We start from the raw sequence: 18,933 nt of genomic DNA, 5'->3' as shown, positions 1-18,933 counted from the left end.
AATAGACTGTTTTGGATGTGGCGGGTGGTGGCGGTGATGCAGCTACGGGTTGGCGCGGTGGCCCGGGTGCCGGACGCCCATATTCATTGGAATGGGGGCGGGCTGAGGCGCGACGCGCGCCGCGGCGCGCTGGTCGAGGATTATGTCGAGCTGATCGCCGACCTGATCGAGGACGGCAATGAGGCGCGTCAGGTCGATATTGCTGCGCGGCTGGGTGTCGCCCAGCCGACGGTGGCCAAGATGCTGACCAGGCTGTGCGCCGACGGGCTCGTTTCCAGAAAACCCTATCGCGGTGTGTTCCTGACCGACGCCGGGCGCAAGGTGGCGGAAGAGAGCCGCATCCGCCACCAGACGGTAGAAGCGTTTTTGCGTTCGCTCGGTGTCAGCGCCGAGACGGCGCGCATCGATGCCGAGGGCATCGAGCATCATGTCAGCGCCGAGACGCTGGAAGCCTTTCGCAAGGCGATGATCGCGCCGCGCTGAGGGGTGCCGGGGCCGCACCACTGGAACCTCCGCACGTCAGGCTCGTTGCTCCTGACGTTGCGCGTGATTGTTGCGCGCCAAGGAGGAAAACATGGGCGTCGAACAGGCACCGACCGCGAAGGGCAAGCAGGCGGCCGAGGGTTTGAGGCAGGCAGCGGCAAAGGACGAACGCAAGACCGAGGTCGAAACCGACCATGCGCTGAAAAAGGGCGCCGCGCGTTTCGAGGAACGCTCCAAAAGCTCGGACGGCAAAAGCGCCGGCACCAAGCAGAAGATCTGATTCTGTTCGCAAGCGGCAACCTGCCGCTCATTCCTCGGTGTCCTGCACCCAACTGCGCGGATGGCCGTCGACGCGGAACTGGAATATGAAATAGGGCGGAATGCAGGAGCCCTTGCCAGGCTTGGCTGCGGCCAGATCGTCGTAGCCGGCGGTGCAGATATAGTCCTCGCGGCAGGGATGCGCCTTGTCGCAGGCGCGCAGGCCGGCGGTCTTGGTGAATTCCTTGGTGCAGAATTTGTGGTCCTTGCCCGACGCGATGCAGTCGTTGAAACCGGTCTTGGCCAGGCGGCCGCAAGTCGCCTCGTCGGGAAGCTTGTCGCAGCTTGCCTTGCGCAGCATGCCCCCGGGAAAGCCACCGGTCTTCTGCTCGGGGTTGTCATAGCGTTGGCGCGCCGCGCCATAGCCGGCGAGCTTGATTACCGGTTTCTTGTCGCGCGCCGGATCGATGGCGCAGGCTTTTGCGGTGGCCGGCGACAGGCGGCAATATTTGTCGCTGCCCCAGCTCGACATCTTGATCTCGCCGAACTCGACGGGGTCGCCGACTGCGGTGGCCGCCTCGCTGACGCAGGTGCCGAAGCCCGGATGGATGTCGCTTTCATGGACGCCGGCGCAGCGCAGGCTTTCGCCGCAGTTCCAGTCCTTGAAGCTGGCATCCTTGCCGCTGTAGCAGATCGAGCCCCAGCCATTGTAGAGATCGGTGCCTTTCAGCGCTTCGGCGAGTTTGGCGTCCGGACGGGCGGCGAAGCCGCGTGAGAAATCCGGATGGCCGCCGGCGGCGAAGTCCTCGACGATGGCGCGGCGGCGCGGCAGGTCGGCGAAGAACACCGCCGAGCCGGGGACGAAGACGGCGTTGCGGCGCGGCTCGCTGGCCGGATCGGCGCCGGTGTAATGGAAGCCGGCAATGCCGTGCGTCTGGTGGCAGCCGGTGCAGGTCATTTCGTTGAGACGCAGATTGAAGCCGGCCACCGATTTCACGCTGCGCAGCTCGTTGCCCTTGGCGACATAGTCCTGCAGTGCCTTGTCGATGTCGGCATCATCGAGCAGCCCATAGGCGATATTGTTTTGCGACCTGGCCATGCCGCCGGGTGCGACCGAGACGGCGCTGGTCGCCAGGAATTTGTCGTCGATGACCAGCCGGCCGCGATCGAGGTCGTAGAGGTTGCGGTCGGTGAGCAGCCATTTGGCGAAGGCCGGCCGGTCGGCCAGAACCACTTTCCGGTCGATCTGGTTCTCCATCTTCGATTCCTGGAAGGTGGACGTCGTTGGGTCCCATTTGAAAATCTTGAGGAGATATTCGGCGTGGCCACCGAAGTCGCGGCGGCTCGAGGCCGACAGCCGGAGAACCTGCATGTTCAGCTCAAGTCGCATGATCTGCGACGAATTCAGCATGGCGTTGGAGAGCGGCCCTTCGTCGGAGCGCAGCCAGGCTGCCAGTTGCTCGGGCGCAAGGTTCTTCTGGCCGGCGGCGAGCCAGCGCTTGGCGATTTCGGCACAGGAAACGGCGGTGGCGCTTGGACGGTCTCTCGAAGCGCGGGCGTGAGCCTCACCGGGCCTGGCGTTGAAGACCAGACTCATGGTCAGCGGCAGCCGCGACGAGATGCGTTGCGCTGTCTTTCCATTCGCCGGCTTTTCCGCGACCGAATAGTGGAAGCGGTAGATCAGCCTGATCTCGCCGCATTCGGTGTGGCCGAGATAGCCGCGGTCCATGCGGTTGACGACGCCGGTCAGGTCGAGCGTCGAGCCGTCATCGTCGATGTATTTCGGGTTGAATTTCTGGCTGGTGTCCTTCGACTTGGCCATGGCCGCGACGTAAGGATCGGGGCTATTGGCAGGCTCGTCGGCGATCTCCTGCTTTACGGCGTTGCGGACAGGGGTCAGCGCGCGCACCGAAAACAGGCCCCGATTGTCGACCTCGCGCGTGAGACCCAGCGCCGGGCCGAGCAGGCGGCTGATCGAGAGGCCGCCACGCTCAAGCGCCTGCAATGTCTCGGGATCGGTTACGGCGACGCTGGAATCGAGCGTCACGGCGCGCGCCGGCGACGGGCCGAGGCATAGCACCACGGCCAGCAGCAGAAATCGACCGATCGTCCGCAAGTCCCCGACACCCCCGTTCGAACCGGATGCTACAGCGCGCATGCCGCCTCGACCAGAGTGCGAACGCGATGCCGCCGCCACGAAAAATACTGTGACTTGGCGCAACCATTGCGATAATTGTCTGTTGGGTCGGACTGGGCCACGACAATCGGCCAGGCCAGCCGAAAATTTGCATACGGGGAGTTGCCATGCTCTGGAAGGGCCGCCGTCAGAGTGACAATGTCGAGGACGAGCGCAGCGACAGCGGCGGCGGTGGTGGTTTCGGCGGCGGCAGCCCTGGCCAGTTCCGCATCCCGATCGGCGGCCGCACCGGCGGCGGCGGCAGCATCCTGCTGGTTGTCCTCGTGGTGCTGGCCGGATGGTATTTCGGCTTCGATCCGTCCCAGATCCTGGGCACCGGCGAGGGCGGCGGCGTGCTGCCGGGTGGTGGTGGCCAGATTACCGACAACAGCGGCGGCCAGGACGACGGCGCCGGCACGCCTGCTTCCGACGAGATGAAGCAGTTCGTGGCGACCGTGCTGGCCGAGACCGAAGAGACCTGGACCGGCATCTTCCAGTCGCAGGGCCTGAAATACGAGGACCCGAAGCTTGTGCTGTTCAGCGGCCAGATCCGCTCGGCCTGCGGCTCCGCCTCGACGGCAGCCGGACCGTTCTATTGTCCCGGCGACCACAAGGTCTACCTCGACACCACCTTCTTCCAGCAGCTCGACCAGCAGTTCGGCGCCTCGGGGGATTTCGCCCAGGCATATGTGATCGCCCATGAAGTCGGTCACCATGTGCAGAACCTCACCGGCATCCTGCCCAAGTTCAACCAGATGCGGCAGTCGATGGGTGAGGCGGAAGCCAACCAGATGTCGGTGCGCATCGAGCTGCAGGCCGACTGCTTCGCCGGCGTTTGGGCGCATTTCACCGCGCAGAAGGGCATTCTGGAACAGGGCGACATCGAAGAGGCGCTCAACGCCGCCAAGCAGATCGGCGACGATACGCTGCAGAAGAAGATGCAGGGCTATGTCGTTCCGGAAAGCTTCAACCACGGGACGTCGCAGCAAAGGCAGACCTGGCTGGCGCGCGGCTACAAGAGCGGCAAGCTGTCGGATTGCAACACGCTGACCGGTCCGGTTTGAGGCGCTCGCAAGTTCCAGCCGACCGCGGTTCAAAGCGCATCCGTCGGCGGGCCGATTCACCACCGGCAACAGATGTCAGGAGGAGAACGCCTGAGGCGTTCTCCTATTGTTCCAAAGTGGCGCCTCGCCTATAACGGGCGCCCGCCCAAGGGCGGTCTCAGGGAGCAGACGCCATCATGATCGACCCCAAAACCGCCAGGCGGGGCCTTGCGCTCGTCTTCACCACGCTGCTGCTCGACATTATCGGCTTCGGCATGATCATGCCGGTGTTGCCGGACTTTCTCAGGGAGCTTTCCGGCGTCGGCATCAGCGAAGCGGCGATCGAAGGCGGCTGGCTGTTCTTCGTCTATGCGGCGATGCAGTTCTTCTTCGCGCCAATCATGGGTGGATTGAGCGACCGCTTCGGGCGGCGGCCGATCCTGCTTGCCTCGGTGCTTACATTCTCGATCGACAATCTGATCTGCGCCATCGCCTGGTCCTATCCGATGCTGTTCATCGGCCGCGTGCTGGCCGGCGTTTCGGGCGCCAGCTATTCGACGACGTCGGCCTTCATTGCCGACATCTCGAACGACGACAACCGGGCGAAGAATTTCGGTCTGCTCGGCATCGCCTTCGGCGTCGGCTTCGTCATTGGGCCGGTGCTGGGCGGGCTGCTCGGCACGTTCGGGCCGCGAGTGCCGTTTTACTTTGCCGCCGGGCTTGCCTTCGTGAACTTCCTCATCGCCATGTTCTTCCTGCCTGAAACGCTCGATGAAAAGCACCGCCGCCGCTTCGAGTGGAAACGCGCCAACCCGGTCGGCACGCTGCTGCAGATGCGCCAATATCAGGGCATCGGCTGGATCGGGCTCGCCTTCTTCCTGATGACGCTCGGCCACATGATGTATCCTGCGGTGTGGTCGTTCGTGTCCAATTATCGTTATGGCTGGAGCGAGCAGCAGATCGGCTTCTCGCTCGGCGCCTTCGGCCTGTGTGGGGCGATCGTCATGGCGACGGTGCTGCCGCGCGTGATCCCCAAACTTGGCGAATGGAGGACGGCGGTGATCGGCCTGACATTTACTGCGGCCAGCGCCTTCGGCTACGCCTTCGCCTCGCAAGGCTGGATGATCTATGCGGTGATCGTCGTCGGCTGCCTCGAAGCACTGGCCGATCCGCCGCTGAGAAGCCTTGCCGCCGCCAAGGTGCCGCCATCGGCGCAAGGCGAATTGCAGGGTGCGATGACGTCGATCTTCTCGATCACCTCGATCATCACGCCGCTGCTGTACACCGCGATCTTTTCCTGGTTCACCGGGCCTAATGCGCCCGTGGTGTTTGGCGGCGCGCCCTATCTGGTTGGCGCGTGCTTCCTGACGCTTGCCGTCATTGTCTTTGTAACGAAAGTTGCGAGGCCGACGGCGGTGAAAAGCGTTGCCACCGGCGCTGCGGAAGATGGAGCCCAGATATGAGCCATGACAGCCGCATAGAGCTGACCAAGGACGGAGTGTCGCTGTCGCGGCTGGTGTTCGGCGCCTGGCGCCTGCTCGACAACGCCGCGCGCCCGGACGCCGATCAGATCGCGCGGCTGATCGGCACTGCGGTCGATCTCGGCCTGACCAGCTTCGACCATGCCGATATTTACGGGCATTACCAGGTGGAAGCTGCCTTTGGCGCCGGCTTGTCGCGCTGGAAGGGCAAGCGCGACAGCATCGAGCTGATCTCGAAATGCGACATCATTCTGGCATCGGCCAACCGGCCTCAGAACCGGCTGAAGCATTACGACACCAGTGCGGCCCACATTGCCGCCTCGGTCGACCGTTCGCTCGCCAATCTCGGCACGGACTATCTCGACCTGTTGCTGCTGCACCGGCCGGATCCGCTGATGGATGCCGACGAGACGGCGGCGGCCCTTGCCGGGCTGGTCAAGTCGGGCAAGGTGAGAGCGGTCGGGGTCTCCAATTTCACGCCGTCGCAGTTCGACCTTCTGGCCTCGCGGCTGCCGTTTGCCTTGGCCACCAACCAGATCGAGATGTCGGTGCTGAAGACCAATGCGCTGATGGATGGCAGCCTCGATCACGCGCAACGCCTCGGCTATGCGCCGATGATCTGGTCGCCCCTCGGCGGCGGCTTGCTGTTCACCGGCAAGGAAGGGCGCGAGGCGCGGGTCAGGGCGGCAATCGCGGCGGTGGCTGCCGAGATCGGCGCCGGCGATCTCGCCGCCGTCGCCATCGCCTGGCTGCTGCGTCATCCGGCGCGGCTGGCGCCGGTGCTCGGCACGATGAAGCCCGAGCGGCTGGCCGCCATGGTCAAGGCGCTGGAGATCGACCTCGACCGCCAGCAATGGTTCGCCATACTGGAGGCCAGCGAAGGCCGGCCGGTGGCATAAGGTCACCCAGGCGCGAACTTCGAACCCGCCATAGGTGTGTGCTTCGTCCGTTAATGCGGCGCGCAACCGAAGCGATGAGGGGGGCTTGGGCTCAGGGGATGCCGTCGGCGCTCTCGAAGCCTTCGTCGCTTCGCGCCGTCACAAACAGACCGGTTGACCGGTTTATTCCATTGACCCAAGACAAGGGCAATCGCGCCGCGTTTGTAACTCCGGCTATTCGGAGCATCACGATCTGGGCAACGGCTAGGCGAAGACCTGTAAAATCAAACCCGTTCGGCCAGCAGTTCCTCGCCGCGCTTTTCGCGGATCAGATTGACGAAACGGCGGAACAGATAGTGCGAGTCCTGCGGGCCGGGCGAGGCCTCGGGGTGGTGCTGGACCGAGAACACCGGACGTCCGGTCAGCGCGATGCCGCAGTTCGAGCCATCGAACAGCGAGACATGGGTTTCCTCGACGCCCTCGGGCAAGGAGTCGGCATCGACGGCAAAGCCGTGGTTCATCGAGACGATCTCGACCTTGCCGGTGGTATGATCCTTGACCGGGTGGTTGGCGCCGTGATGGCCCTGGTGCATCTTGGCGGTCTTGCCGCCCAGCGCCAGGGCCAGCATCTGGTGGCCGAGGCAGATGCCGAACACCGGGATGTCGGTCTTGAGCAGATCCTGGATGACCGGCACGGCGTAGTCGCCGGTGGCTTCCGGGTCGCCGGGCCCGTTGGAGAGGAAGATGCCGTCGGGCTGCATGGCCAGGATCTCTTCCGAGCCCGTGCCGGCCGGAACCACGGTGACCTTGGCGCCGAGGCCGGAAAGCAGGCGAAGGATGTTACGCTTGACGCCGTAGTCGATGGCGACGACGTGCATCGACGGCTCGGCCTGTTCGCCAAAGCCTTCGTTCCACACCCAGGGCGTTTCACGCCAGACCGAGGACTGGCCCGAGGTGACTTCCTTGGCGAGGTCAAGCCCGATCAGGCCCGACCAGGCGGCGGCGCGCCGCTTCAAATCGTCGATGTCGAAGATGCCGTCGGGCGCGTGCGCAATGACGGCGTTGGGCATGCCCTTTTCGCGGATCAGCGCGGTGAGCGCGCGGGTGTCGATGCCCGACAGCGCGACGATGCCGCGCTTCTTCAGCCACTGGTCCAGCCCGGCTCCGGCGCGGTAGTTGGACGGGTTGGTGACATCGGCCTTGAACACCGCACCGACGGCGCCGGCGCGGGCGACCGGGTTGAGGTCCTCGATGTCCTCGTCATTGGTGCCGATGTTGCCGATATGCGGGAAAGTGAAGGTGACGATCTGGCCGGCATAGGACGGGTCGGTGAGAATTTCCTGGTAGCCGGTGAGCGCGGTGTTGAAGCAGACTTCGGCAACGGCGGAACCGGTGGCGCCGAGGCCGCGACCCTCGATGACGGTGCCGTCGGCCAGCACCAGGACGGCGGTCGGCTTTTCGGTTGCCCAAGGCGGGGTCAGTTCGGGGGTCATCTCGGCCATGGCGACGCTCCTGTCACGCTGCGCGCTTCGATGGCGGGCCATCTGCGCAGCAAACGGCGCGGCCGATCTCTCGAGCCTGCGCGCATCAATTCTTTGTCTTGTGCAAGGCCGAGTACATAGGGGAAGGCGCCAGAGCGGTCAATGATGCCCGTGCCAAAAACGGCGAGCATTTGTTTCGTCGAACGATATCAGGGCTTTGGCGCGTTTGCTTTGCGGATGGGCCGCGGTTATTGTCCGCGCCGTTCGAAGGAGAAAGCATCATGCGCGCAAAAATCGCCGAATCCCTGAAAAGCGCGATGAAGGCGCAGGACAAGCACCGGCTGCCGACGCTGCGGCTCATCCAGGCCGCCATTCACGACCGCGACATCGCCAATCGCGGCTCGGCCAAGGACCCCGCCAGCGACGAGGAGATCCTGCAGATCCTGGCCAAAATGGTGAAGCAGCGCGAGGAATCGGCCAAGGCGTTCGAGGACGGCAAGCGCCCGGAACTGGCGGCGCAGGAGCGTGGCGAGATGGAGATCATCCGCGGCTTCCTGCCGACGCAGTTGGACGAGGCGGCGGTGACTGCAGCAGCGCGCGAAGCGATCACTGCTACCGGTGCGACCAGCCAGAAGGACATGGGCAAGGTGATCGCTGTGCTGAAGCAGAAATATGCCGGCCAGATGGATTTCGGCAAGGCCAGCGGCATCGTCAAAGGCCTGCTGCAGTAGGAGCCGACACCACTTCAATGGCGAAGGAGAGCAGGGGGCGGGACATCACCTCTGGGCAAGAAACGGTCCGCACCGGCTTAAGCGAGCCAAGCCTTGACCTGCCGGAGAGCCCCACCATAATCGAAATCGTCAAACCCACGCTCGAACATCTGCCCTCCTACAAGGCGGCGCTCGAGCGTGGCTGGTCGCCGGACAATGTCCGGCTGATGGAAGCGACGCGCGAGCAACTTGCGGCGATCGACGAGGATCCCGCGGCGTTCCTTGCCAGCCTCGACGATCCCGAGGCCAAAGGAGGCCCGATTACCTTGCCGGACGGCACGACCGTGCCGCGGCTGCCGGGCTTCCGGCGCTGGATCTGGGACGGCGAGGCCGCTGGCTCGATCGGCTTTCGCTGGCAGCCGGGTACGGCCGCACTGCCGTCGCATGTGCTCGGCCATATCGGCTATGCCGTGGTGCCGTGGAAGCGCGGACGAGGCTATGCGACCGAGGCGCTGCGGCTGATGCTGGACGAGGCGAGGGCTGTTGGTTTGCCATATGTCGAGCTCACCACCGACCTCGACAATCCGGCCTCGCAGAAGGTGGTGCTGGCCAATGGCGGCCGTGTGGTCGGTCCGTTCATCAAGGACGCCGCGTATGGCGGCGCCGAGAGTTTGTTGTTCCGGATCGATTTGTAGTCCGACGCTATTCGGCCGCTGCTGGCAGCGGTGGCGCTGCCCGGCTGCGCCCCTCCCAGATGTAGGAGGCAAGTGCCACCACCACCGCCACCAGCATGGCGGCAGCGCCCACAACCGGCAGGCTGCGAAAGCCGTAGCCGGCATTGAGCATGGCAGCGCCCAGCGACGCGGCGAGCGCGATGCCGACATTGAAGCCGGAGGGGATGAGCGAGGAGGCGAGGTTGGAGGCGTCCGCCGTCCAGGCCAGGATGCGGGTCTGGATCGGCGTGCCTATGGCGAAGTTGAGGCCACCCCAGACAACGATGGCGATGACCATCGGCACGGGGTAGGGGCTGACGGCATAGATCACGCCCAACATCACCGCCTGCAGCGCAAGCATGGTGATCAGCGACGGCATCAGCTTCCAATCGGAAAGCTTGCCGCCGAGAAAGACGCCGACCGTGGCGCCGACGCCGTTGAGCAGCAGCACCCAGGGGATCAGGCTCTCGTCGAGATGGCTCACCTCAAGCAGTGTCGGGGTGATGTAGGTGAACAGGCCGAACTGGCCGATCATCAACATCAGCATCAGGATCAGCGAGGTCCAGACTTGCTGGCGCGCCAGCACGCGAACCTCGCTGCCAAGGCTGGTGGATGGGCTCGATGCGCCCGTTTTGCGCGGCAGGAGGGCGGCCATGGCGGCAAACGCCACCACGCCCAGCGCGCACATCACCCAGAAGGTGGCGCGCCAGCCCCAGAGATTGCCGATTGCGGTGCCGGCCGGCACGCCGATGACATTGGATACGGTGAGGCCGGAGAGGATCACAGCCACGGCCATGCCGCGCTTGTCCTCGGGCACGAGGCCGACAGCCACCACCATGGCGACGCCGAAATAGGCGCCGTGTGCGACGGCGACCGCAATGCGCAAGAGCAGCATCGAGGTAAAATCGGGCGCCAGCGCGCAAGCGGCCTGGCCGATGGTGAAGGCGACGGTCAGGCAAAGCAGCAGCGTCTTGCGGGAAATGCCCTTGGTGGCGAGCGCCAGCAATGGCCCGCCAATCGCGATGCCGCCGGCATAGCCTGAGACGAGATAGCCGGAGGTCGGGATCGAAACGCCAAGGCCGTCGGCCACTTGCGGCAGCACGCCGGCAATGACGAATTCGGTGGTGCCGAAAGCGAAGGCGGCGATGAACAGGGCAATGAGCGGAAGCATGGCGCGGAAGCGATCCTTGAATGAGTTGGCCTCAAATCATGGATGGCGCTTGCCGGCAATGCAGAAATTTTTGCGGCCGGTTTAGGTTTTCTTGATCAGCTCGCCTTCAACCTGGAGCCGCCGAGCAACCCGCGCTCTTCCAGCACCGGATAGGCCATCGACGCCAGCAGCGAGTTGATCTGCTTCAGGTCGCGGATGGTGTCGAGGTGGATGGAACTTGTCTCGACGCTCTTGGCGGTGCCGTCGCGCAGGCGCACGAAATGGCTGGCGCTGGTTTCCTTTTCGCGGTCGCGCAGCCGGTCCTTTTCCAGCACCAGCTGGCGGGCAGTCTCAGGGTCGCGCGACACCAGCACGTTGAAGGCAAGCCTGGCATTGGCCAGCACCGAGGTGTGAAAGGCGAGCAGCTCGCTCCAGCCCTCGGGCGTGAACTCCAGCCCGCGCTCGAACTTCTTCTTCACATGCACCAGCATGTTGCGCACGATGATGTCGCCGACCTGCTCGAGCTTGACGCAGGCGCCTATCAGCTCCTGGCAGCGCAGCGCCTCGTCCTCTGTGAGCGAGTTCCTGGTCAATTTGGCCAGATAGAGCTTGATCGCCGCGTGCTTCCTGTCGACGCGGTCGTCAAGGGCGGCCAGCGCCTTGATCTTGTCGCCGTCGGCGCTTTCATACAGCTCGATGATACGCTTGAGCATGATCTCGACCGTCTCGCAGACGCGGACCACCTCGCGGGTGGCGTTGGCCAGCGCCTGGCTCGGAACGTCGAGCGCGCCGTCGTTGAGGGCGGAGAGTTCGACCACATCGAGCTCTGTAGCCGGCGCCGGCTTGGTGCCCATTGCGACGATCTTCTCGGAAGCACGATAGATCAGGCTGGCAAGCGGCAGGCCGGCGAGCAGGATCAGCACATTGAACAGGATGTGGGCGTTGACGATCTGGTCGGGCACGGTGGCGCCGAGGAAGGCGACCGGTGGCTTCAGCGTCATGAACAGGATCAGCATCACCAGCGAGCCCATGCCGCGCATCAACAGATTGCCGATCGGCACGACGCGCACGCCAGGTTCGGCACTTCGGGTGAGCAGCGGCGCGATGATCGACGAGCCGAGATTGACGCCGAGCACCAGCACGATGCCGAGTTCGGGCGGGATGAAGCCGCGGCCGGCCAGCGTCACCATCAAAAGCACGGCGGCGATCGAGGAGTGGAAGAGCCAGGTAACGAGCGCGGCGAGCAGATAGGCGGTGACGTAGTCGCTGGAGAAATATTCGATGATGAGCGGCATCAGCGTGCTCTGGCGCAGCGGCTCCGAGGCCTGGCCGATCATCTCCAGCGACAGTACCAAAAGGCCGATGCCGACCAGGATGCGGCCGAACTGGCGCCAGTCGCGCCGCTCGGTGGCCATGAACATGACCGTGCCGGCGACGAGGCAGATCGGCACCAGCAGCGTCAGATCGAAGGTCAAGAGCTTGACCACCAGCGCCGAGCCGATCTCGGCGCCGCGCACAGCCAATTGGCCCGACATGCCCGAGACGATGCCGGCGCCGGCGAAGGAGCCGACGAGAAGCGTGACGGCGGTCGAGCTCTGCAGCGCGATGGACAGGCCGCAGCCGGCCAGCACCGCCATGATCGGATTGCGCATGGTGGAGCGCAGCCGGTGACGCAGCACGTCGCCATAGGCGCGCTCGACGCCTGTCTTGACCATGCGGGTGGCAAACAGCATCAGCGCCACCGAGCCCGCCAGATGCAGCAGGACGACGGAGCCGCTCATTTCGAAACCCGCACGCAGACAGCTACCGCGACGCGGAGGGCGCGCAGTGCAGGGATGAAAACGGGGCTGCGAATCATGGTCATGACAGTCTTGAACAATATCCGGAATATTTTAGCCGGGTAATAAAATCTTGTCGATTTCAAGAGCCGTCGCGGCGCGACAGGGCGTGTCGGAAAATGGACGGATGCGCAAATGGTTGCATGGCGGATCCCTGGTGATGGCAGCGGATCGTCCCGGTTTGCCGGACTCCCGGCAATCGCCTTTGCGATGATGTTCAAATATCCAGGATAAGCGCCGGATTTCATTGCGTAAATGTAATGCTAGTGTTCAGTTTCGGTTCATCCTTCGGGCGCTATTCCCTAGGCATCGACAACCAAGGAGCCCCGCTATGAAACGTATTGTTCTTTCCGCCCTCGCTTTCTCGATGCTGGCCGCCACTTCGCTTACCGGCCAGGCCGCACCGGTGAACGCACCGGTCGCACCGCAGTCGAATTACACGCAGGTCGACTGGCAGAGGCCCGGCAAGCATGTCGATATCAGGAAGCGCGTCGTGAAGAAGACGGTGGTCGTCAAGCGCAGCCATTGGCGCAATGGCCAGAAATATTCCAGCTGGAAGCGGCACCAGCCGATCCGCGATTATGGCCGCTATGGCCTGCATCGCCCCGGCCGCGGCCAGGAATGGATCCGCGTCGGCAACGACTATGTGCTGGTCAGCGTCCTGTCCGGCATCATCTTCGGCGCCATTGCCGCGCATTAAGCCCGGCCTCGCCGGCGCAATGCAGAGACTTGAAAGGAGGCGGCCCGAAACGGCCGCCTTTCTTTTGGCTGTAGAAACCGGGCTTTTTGGCTGTGGAAACCGGGTATGGTCCGCAATAAGGGTCGTCGGATTCCGCGAGCATGATTATATGAGGGACAAACGAGTTCCCCAATGCGCTTTCCGCCCGCCTTTCTCGATGAGATACGCGACCGTGTGCCGATTTCATCGGTCATCGGCCAGCGCGTCGCATGGGACAGGAAGAAGACCAACGCCTCGCGCGGCGACTATTGGGCCTGTTGTCCGTTCCATGGCGAAAAGAGCCCCTCCTTCCACTGCGAGGACAAGAAGGGCCGCTATCACTGTTTCGGCTGTTCGGTGTCGGGCGATCATTTCAAGTTCCTGACCGAGCTCGACGGATTAAGCTTTCCCGAAGCGGTCGAGAAGATCGCCGACATGGCCGGCGTGCCGATGCCGGTGCGCGACGAGCGGGAAGAACAGCGTGAGAAGGAACGCGCCAGTCTGACCGATGTCATGGAGATGGCGACTGCCTTCTTCCAGGAGCGGCTGCAAGGACCGGAGGGTGCAAAAGCCCGCGCCTATCTCAGGGATCGCGGGCTGACGCCGGCGACGCAGCAATCGTTCCGGCTGGGCTTTGCGCCCGACAGCCGCAATGCGCTGAAGGAACATCTTGCCGCCAAGGGTGTGCCCAAGGCCGACATCGAGGCCTGCGGGCTGGTGCGTCATGGCGACGACATCCCGGTCTCCTATGACTGGTTCCGCGATCGCATCATGTTCCCGATCCCGGATTCGCGCGGCAAGATCATCGCCTTTGGCGGCCGCGCCCTGGCGCCCGATGCGCTGGCCAAATACATGAATTCGCCCGACACAGAGCTCTTCCACAAGGGCAACGTGCTCTACAATTTCGCCCGAGCCCGCAAAGCGCTGGCGAAAGGCGGCACGGTGATTGCCGTCGAAGGCTATATGGACGTGATTGCGCTGGCGCAGGCCGGCTTCGAGAATGCCGTGGCGCCGCTCGGCACCGCGCTCACCGAAAACCAACTCGAACTTCTGTGGCGCATGGCGCCTGAGCCGATGCTGTGCTTCGACGGCGACCAGGCCGGGCTGAAGGCGGCGTGGCGCGCCGCGGATCTCGCGCTGCCGTCGGTGCAGGCCGGGCGGTCGGTGCGCTTTGCGCTGTTGCCGGAGGGCAAGGATCCCGACGATCTGGTCAAGGCAGAAGGGCCGGACGCGTTTCGTGCCGTGCTGGCGGAAGCGCGGCCTCTCGCTGATTTGTTGTGGATGCGTGAGACATCCGGTGGCGTCTTCGACACGCCGGAGCGGCGGGCGGGGCTGACAAAGACGCTGCGCGAACTGACCAGCCGCATCCGCGATGAGAGCCAGCGCTACCACTACCAGCAGTGGATGCGCGAGCGGGAGCTGACCTTCTTCAGCGCCCAGCGCGAAGTGCGGCAAGGTCGCCAGGACTGGAAACCGGGGCAGGGCAAAACGCCCGCACCCGGCGGACAGTTCGCCAAAGGCAGCGGGGCAGGCGCGCGCGCCGCGATCACCGAAAGCCTCGGCCGCTCCGCCATGGTCAAACGCGGTGGCGAGATGATGTCGGTGCGCGAGGCGACGATCATCGTAGCCCTCGTCAACCATCCGGCGCTGATCGACGAGAACTTCGCCCATGTCGAGTTCCTCGATCTCGCCAACACCGATCTGCAGCGGCTGCACGCCGCCATCCTCGATGCGATGGCGCACGACATGGCCAATGACCGTAGCGCGGTGATCGCCACCATCGAACGTGCCGGCTGCAGCGATATCTGGGGGCGCGCCGTGGCGCTGATCCAACGGGCCAGGCAATGGCCCGCGCTGGAAACCGCAGCGCTTGACGATGCCCGCGACGCCTTCAACCAGGCGCTGCACTTGCAGCGCAGCGCGCGCACCTTACATAAGGAGCTGAAACAGGCGGAAGCAGCGCTCGCCAGCGATCCCACTGACGAAAACTACCGGCACCTCATCGAGATTCAGGCGCAGTTCCGTGATGTACAAGCAACGGAAGCGCTGATCGAAGGCTTCGGTGTGTCCTCGGGCAGGGGTGGGCGCGTGTAGGTCGAAACCTGCGCAAGAATCGATGATGTACGTGCTGCGCGTCGAATCGACGCCTCTAAGTCGGGTAATTGATTCGCTTTTTTGATGCGAATCATGCGAGAGGCGCTTGACCTTCTGGCAGAATGACGGAATCAGGACGATTCGAAACCTTAACCCGTGCCGGCGTCGATGGAAATGCACTGACGCGAGGTGCTGATCACTGGACAGGCTGTCAGCCTGCCACAGATATCAGGGTTAATCTGGACTTAATGCATATCGCCCAAAAGTGAAAACCGGTTTTGGGGGCACGATATGAACAAACAAAAGAGTTGATTCGGTTACCGGCCCGGTTAAGCGCCACCAGCGCATGTAGTTTGACCGGTGCGGCAGCTACGCGGCTTCGATGCTCGGCCGCTAGGAGAAGATAAAGACTATGGCGACAAAGGAAAAGGAAGAGGTCGAGACCGAACGTGAAGGCGCCACCGATGGGCCTCTGCTCGACCTTTCCGATGATGCTGTCAAGAAGATGATCAAGGCCGCCAAGAAGCGCGGCTATGTGACTCTCGACGAACTGAACGCGGTGCTGCCGTCGGAAGAGACCGATCCGGATCGCATCGAAGACATCAATGCGATGCTGTCCGACATGGGCATCAACGTGGTCGAGGACGACGATCAGAGCGAGGAGCCCGAGGCCGCCGACAGCAATGCCGACGCCGAGGAAGACGCCAACGAGCTGGCCGAGCAGACCGGCACCGCCGTCGCCGCCACGACCACCAAGAAAGAGCCGACCGACCGCACCGATGACCCGGTGCGCATGTATCTGCGCGAGATGGGCTCGGTCGAGCTCCTGTCGCGCGAGGGCGAAATCGCGATCGCCAAGCGCATCGAGGCCGGCCGCGAGACGATGATTGCGGGCCTCTGCGAAAGCCCGCTGACCTTCCAGGCCATCATCATCTGGCGTGACGAGCTCAACGAATCCAAGATCCTGCTGCGCGAGATCATCGACCTCGAAGCCACCTATGCCGGCCCCGAAGCCAAGCAGGCGCCGGTGGTCGAGCGCATCGAGGAGGCGCCCAAGGCCGAGGACAAGCCGAGGCGTGGACGCGACGAGGAAGACGACATCACCAATGTCGGCGCCGACACGCGCGGCCTAGTCGATGACGACGAGGAAGACGAGGACGAGGCGAGCCTGTCGCTGGCGGCGATGGAAGCGGAACTGCGCCCGCAGGTGATGGAGACGCTCGACGTCATCGCCGACACCTACAAGAAGCTGCGCAAGCTGCAGGACCAGCAGGTCGAGAACCGTCTGGCCGCGACCGGCACGCTGTCGCCAAGCCAGGACCGCCGCCTGAAGGAGCTGAAGGACCAGCTGATCAAGGCGGTGAAGTCGCTGTCGCTCAACACGGCGCGCATCGAGGCGCTGGTCGAGCAGCTCTACGACATCAACAAGCGGCTGGTGCAGAACGAAGGCAAGCTGCTGCGCCTGGCCGAAAGCTATGGCGTGCGCCGCGAGGAGTTCCTCAAGGAATATCAGGGCTCCGAGCTCGACCCGAACTGGACGCGCTCGATCGGCAATCTGACCTCGCGCGGCTGGAAGGAATTCACCAAGAACGAGAAGGACGCGATCAAGGATCTGCGTTCGGAAATCCAGAATCTCGCCACCGAGACGGCGATCTCGATCCTGGAATTCCGCAAGATCGTCAACCAGGTGCAGAAGGGCGAGCGCGAAGCCGCTATCGCCAAGAAGGAAATGGTCGAGGCCAACCTGCGCCTCGTCATTTCCATCGCCAAGAAATACACCAATCGCGGCCTGCAGTTCCTCGACCTGATCCAGGAAGGCAATATCGGCTTGATGAAGGCGGTCGACAAATTCGAATACCGCCGCGGCTACAAGTTCTCTACCTATGCGACATGGTGGATCCGGCAGGCGATCACGCGTTCGATTGCCGACCAGGCGCGCACCATCCGCATCCCGGTGCACATGATCGAAACGATCAACAAGATCGTGCGCACGTCGCGCCAGATGCTGCATGAAATCGGCCGCGAGCCGACGCCGGAGGAACTGGCAGAAAAGCTCGCAATGCCGCTCGAAAAAGTGCGCAAGGTCTTGAAGATCGCCAAGGAGCCGATCTCGCTCGAAACCCCTGTGGGTGACGAAGAGGATTCGCATCTGGGCGATTTCATCGAGGACAAGATGGCGATCCTGCCGATCGATGCGGCGATCCAAGCCAATCTGCGCGAGACCACAACGCGGGTGCTCGCCTCGCTGACGCCGCGCGAGGAGCGGGTGCTGCGCATGCGCTTCGGCATCGGCATGAACACCGACCACACGCTGGAAGAAGTCGGCCAGCAGTTCTCGGTGACGCGCGAGCGTATCCGCCAGATCGAAGCCAAGGCGCTGCGCAAGCTCAAGCACCCGAGCCGGAGCCGCAAGCTGAGGAGCTTCCTCGACAGCTGATACCGGCAACAGGCCAGCATTCGAAAAGGGCGCCGATGGCGCCCTTTTTGTTGCCCGGGTGAGGCTCTTGTCGCCCATCTCCGTCGGGAGGATACTTGCCTGGTCGGATGCATGTTCTGGGCGAAAAACCGGATGTCCGCCCAGGCTGATGTCCTCAGCCGTGCTCCGTGGCGCCGGAGGGAGGTGTGTGATGACAACCTACATCCTGCTGATGAACTGGACGGAACAGGGCGCCAGAAATATCCGAGAGTCGCCGAAGCGGCTCGATGCCGCCAAGAAGCAACTGGCCGACATGGGCGGCTCGTTCAAGGCGTTTTACCTGACTATGGGCGAATATGACATGGTGGCGATTATCGAGGCGCCCGACGATGCTGTGCTTGCTCGTTTCGCGCTGATGCTGGCAACGGGTGGCAGCGTCAAGACGCGAACGCTCAAGGCTTTCCCGGAATTTGCCTATCGCGAGATCGTCACTTCGCTTGGATAGCGCTGGGCGCGGGTCCGTGCGGCTCGGCGTCATATTGCGGGGCCGTGCCGTCAGGGTGATAGTCGCGCCATGTCCAAGCCTGCGCTGACCGTCTGGTACAACACACGCTGCCCCGTCTGCGATGGCGGCATCACCCGGCAGAAACGGCGGCTGATCGAGGCGATCAAGGCCGGGCGGATCGAATTCCGCGACATCAACCTCGAACCGGCGGCGCTCTCTGGCTACAGCGCCTCGCTGGAGGACATACGCCGCCGGCTGCATGCCACCGATGCCGAAGGCAGGCTGCTGGTCGGCGCCGATGTCGCGGTTGCCGTCTGGCGGGCGACGCCGGGCGAGGGCTGGCTGGCGACGCTCTTCGGCAATCCGGTCGCGCTGCCGCTGACGCGCTTGGCCTATGATCGTTTCGCCGATCTTCTCTATGCCTGGAACCGGCGCAAGGGCCGCTGGTAGCGAGGCAAGGCCCGCAGATATCTGCGGGCCTTACCGTCATGGGCGTTACCGGGACGCCGGCTCGCAAAGCCAGCCGACGATGCGGCGCACCGCCGGCAGCACCATGAGCAACGTTGGGAACGCTACCAGCCAGGACAGGCCCCAGGCAGTGAGCCAGACAGCCGGCAAATCAGGTTGCAGTCCAAGGCTTTTCAGCGTCGATATGAACGAGACGATGAAGGTCATCAGCAGCGACAGCACCAGCGGGCTGACGATCGCGGCATAGCGCGCCGGCAGCTTGCCGCGCTTACGGGTCGTGGTCATTTTTGGATTTTCCTGAAACATCCGGTCCGTCGCATTTGGCATCCATTGCGCCGGGTTTCCGGCGGAACTGCCCGGAAAGACCGGGGTGGATGCGTTGCTTGACGTCAGACGCTTACGGAGAGGTTTTGGCCCTCACGCGCTTTCTAGCTGCCGGCGGCGGCGAAATCAACCTTCTGGCGCCGCCTTTAGATACATCGTAAGATATATCTTGACTCGTCGGCGGGGCAAGCCTAATT

The 18,933-nt window shown here is 63.7% G+C and carries 17 protein-coding genes; 12 read left to right on the top strand and 5 right to left on the bottom strand.

Annotated elements, in window-relative coordinates; translation table 11 throughout:
- The first annotated feature begins 36 nt into the window (after positions 1-36).
- Positions 37-483, top strand: a complete 447-nt coding sequence (gene mntR, locus NKH35_RS21275) for a manganese-binding transcriptional regulator MntR (protein WP_352916281.1) — start codon at positions 37-39, stop codon at positions 481-483.
- Between the two features lie 91 nt (positions 484-574).
- Positions 575-763: a hypothetical protein gene (locus NKH35_RS21270; protein WP_352916268.1), complete on the top strand. Its 189-nt coding sequence runs from the start codon at positions 575-577 to the stop codon at positions 761-763.
- Positions 764-790: 27 nt separating this feature from the next.
- On the opposite strand, the gene NKH35_RS21265 is transcribed toward NKH35_RS21270, so the two are convergent.
- Positions 791-2,857, bottom strand: coding sequence for a hypothetical protein (locus NKH35_RS21265; protein WP_352916266.1), 2,067 nt, complete (start codon positions 2,855-2,857; stop codon positions 791-793).
- A 188-nt stretch (positions 2,858-3,045) separates the two neighbouring features.
- Between NKH35_RS21265 and ypfJ the strand changes: the two genes are divergently transcribed.
- From ypfJ to NKH35_RS21250, 3 genes are all read left to right on the top strand, one after another.
- Positions 3,046-3,981 carry a KPN_02809 family neutral zinc metallopeptidase gene (gene ypfJ / locus NKH35_RS21260; RefSeq protein WP_023705842.1) on the top strand — a complete coding sequence of 312 codons (936 nt, stop codon included), beginning with the start codon at positions 3,046-3,048 and terminating at the stop codon, positions 3,979-3,981.
- A gap of 176 nt (positions 3,982-4,157) precedes the next feature.
- Positions 4,158-5,423: a TCR/Tet family MFS transporter gene (locus tag NKH35_RS21255; protein WP_352916263.1), complete on the top strand. Its 1,266-nt coding sequence runs from the start codon at positions 4,158-4,160 to the stop codon at positions 5,421-5,423.
- Positions 5,420-6,340 (top strand): aldo/keto reductase, encoded by a 921-nt coding sequence (locus NKH35_RS21250; protein WP_352757631.1) that lies wholly within the window; start codon positions 5,420-5,422, stop codon positions 6,338-6,340. Before NKH35_RS21255 ends, NKH35_RS21250 begins: the two co-directional genes overlap by 4 nt.
- Before the next feature lie 263 nt (positions 6,341-6,603).
- On the opposite strand, the gene carA is transcribed toward NKH35_RS21250, so the two are convergent.
- Positions 6,604-7,821 (bottom strand): glutamine-hydrolyzing carbamoyl-phosphate synthase small subunit, encoded by a 1,218-nt coding sequence (carA, locus tag NKH35_RS21245; RefSeq protein WP_081730888.1) that lies wholly within the window; start codon positions 7,819-7,821, stop codon positions 6,604-6,606.
- Between the two features lie 260 nt (positions 7,822-8,081).
- Here carA and NKH35_RS21240 point away from each other — a divergent pair, with 260 nt between their 5' ends.
- Positions 8,082-8,531: a GatB/YqeY domain-containing protein gene (locus NKH35_RS21240; protein ID WP_031197556.1), complete on the top strand. Its 450-nt coding sequence runs from the start codon at positions 8,082-8,084 to the stop codon at positions 8,529-8,531.
- A gap of 116 nt (positions 8,532-8,647) precedes the next feature.
- On the top strand, positions 8,648-9,205 hold the full coding sequence (locus NKH35_RS21235; RefSeq protein ID WP_023672441.1) for a GNAT family N-acetyltransferase: 558 nt from the start codon (positions 8,648-8,650) through the stop codon (positions 9,203-9,205).
- A 7-nt stretch (positions 9,206-9,212) separates the two neighbouring features.
- On the opposite strand, the gene NKH35_RS21230 is transcribed toward NKH35_RS21235, so the two are convergent.
- Both NKH35_RS21230 and NKH35_RS21225 read right to left on the bottom strand, forming a co-directional pair.
- On the bottom strand, positions 9,213-10,394 hold the full coding sequence (locus NKH35_RS21230; protein WP_023683793.1) for an MFS transporter: 1,182 nt from the start codon (positions 10,392-10,394) through the stop codon (positions 9,213-9,215).
- A gap of 95 nt (positions 10,395-10,489) precedes the next feature.
- On the bottom strand, positions 10,490-12,154 hold the full coding sequence (locus NKH35_RS21225) for a Na/Pi cotransporter family protein (RefSeq protein WP_352497543.1): 1,665 nt from the start codon (positions 12,152-12,154) through the stop codon (positions 10,490-10,492).
- A 388-nt stretch (positions 12,155-12,542) separates the two neighbouring features.
- Between NKH35_RS21225 and NKH35_RS21220 the strand changes: the two genes are divergently transcribed.
- From NKH35_RS21220 to NKH35_RS21200, 5 genes are all read left to right on the top strand, one after another.
- The gene (locus NKH35_RS21220; protein ID WP_023754527.1) at positions 12,543-12,911 is read left to right on the top strand and encodes an RcnB family protein; all 369 of its coding nucleotides are present in this window, start codon (positions 12,543-12,545) and stop codon (positions 12,909-12,911) included.
- 171 nt (positions 12,912-13,082) lie between these two features.
- Positions 13,083-15,023 carry a DNA primase gene (gene dnaG / locus NKH35_RS21215; RefSeq protein ID WP_023683795.1) on the top strand — a complete coding sequence of 647 codons (1,941 nt, stop codon included), beginning with the start codon at positions 13,083-13,085 and terminating at the stop codon, positions 15,021-15,023.
- Between the two features lie 412 nt (positions 15,024-15,435).
- Positions 15,436-17,460, top strand: coding sequence for an RNA polymerase sigma factor RpoD (rpoD, locus tag NKH35_RS21210; RefSeq protein ID WP_023672446.1), 2,025 nt, complete (start codon positions 15,436-15,438; stop codon positions 17,458-17,460).
- Positions 17,461-17,650: 190 nt separating this feature from the next.
- Entirely contained in the window at positions 17,651-17,944 is a 294-nt protein-coding gene (locus tag NKH35_RS21205) for a GYD domain-containing protein (protein ID WP_023672447.1), read from the top strand.
- Between the two features lie 69 nt (positions 17,945-18,013).
- Positions 18,014-18,394, top strand: coding sequence for a thiol-disulfide oxidoreductase DCC family protein (locus tag NKH35_RS21200; RefSeq protein ID WP_023697082.1), 381 nt, complete (start codon positions 18,014-18,016; stop codon positions 18,392-18,394).
- Positions 18,395-18,439: 45 nt separating this feature from the next.
- Here the strand turns inward: NKH35_RS21200 and NKH35_RS21195 are convergent, their stop codons facing one another.
- Positions 18,440-18,697: a DUF2798 domain-containing protein gene (locus NKH35_RS21195; RefSeq protein WP_023672449.1), complete on the bottom strand. Its 258-nt coding sequence runs from the start codon at positions 18,695-18,697 to the stop codon at positions 18,440-18,442.
- Positions 18,698-18,933 lie beyond the last annotated feature (236 nt).

This window comes from Mesorhizobium sp. M1143 (genome assembly GCF_040318435.1).
GTDB lineage: Bacteria > Pseudomonadota > Alphaproteobacteria > Rhizobiales > Rhizobiaceae > Mesorhizobium.
This window is presented reverse-complemented; position numbering and strand designations above follow the sequence as displayed.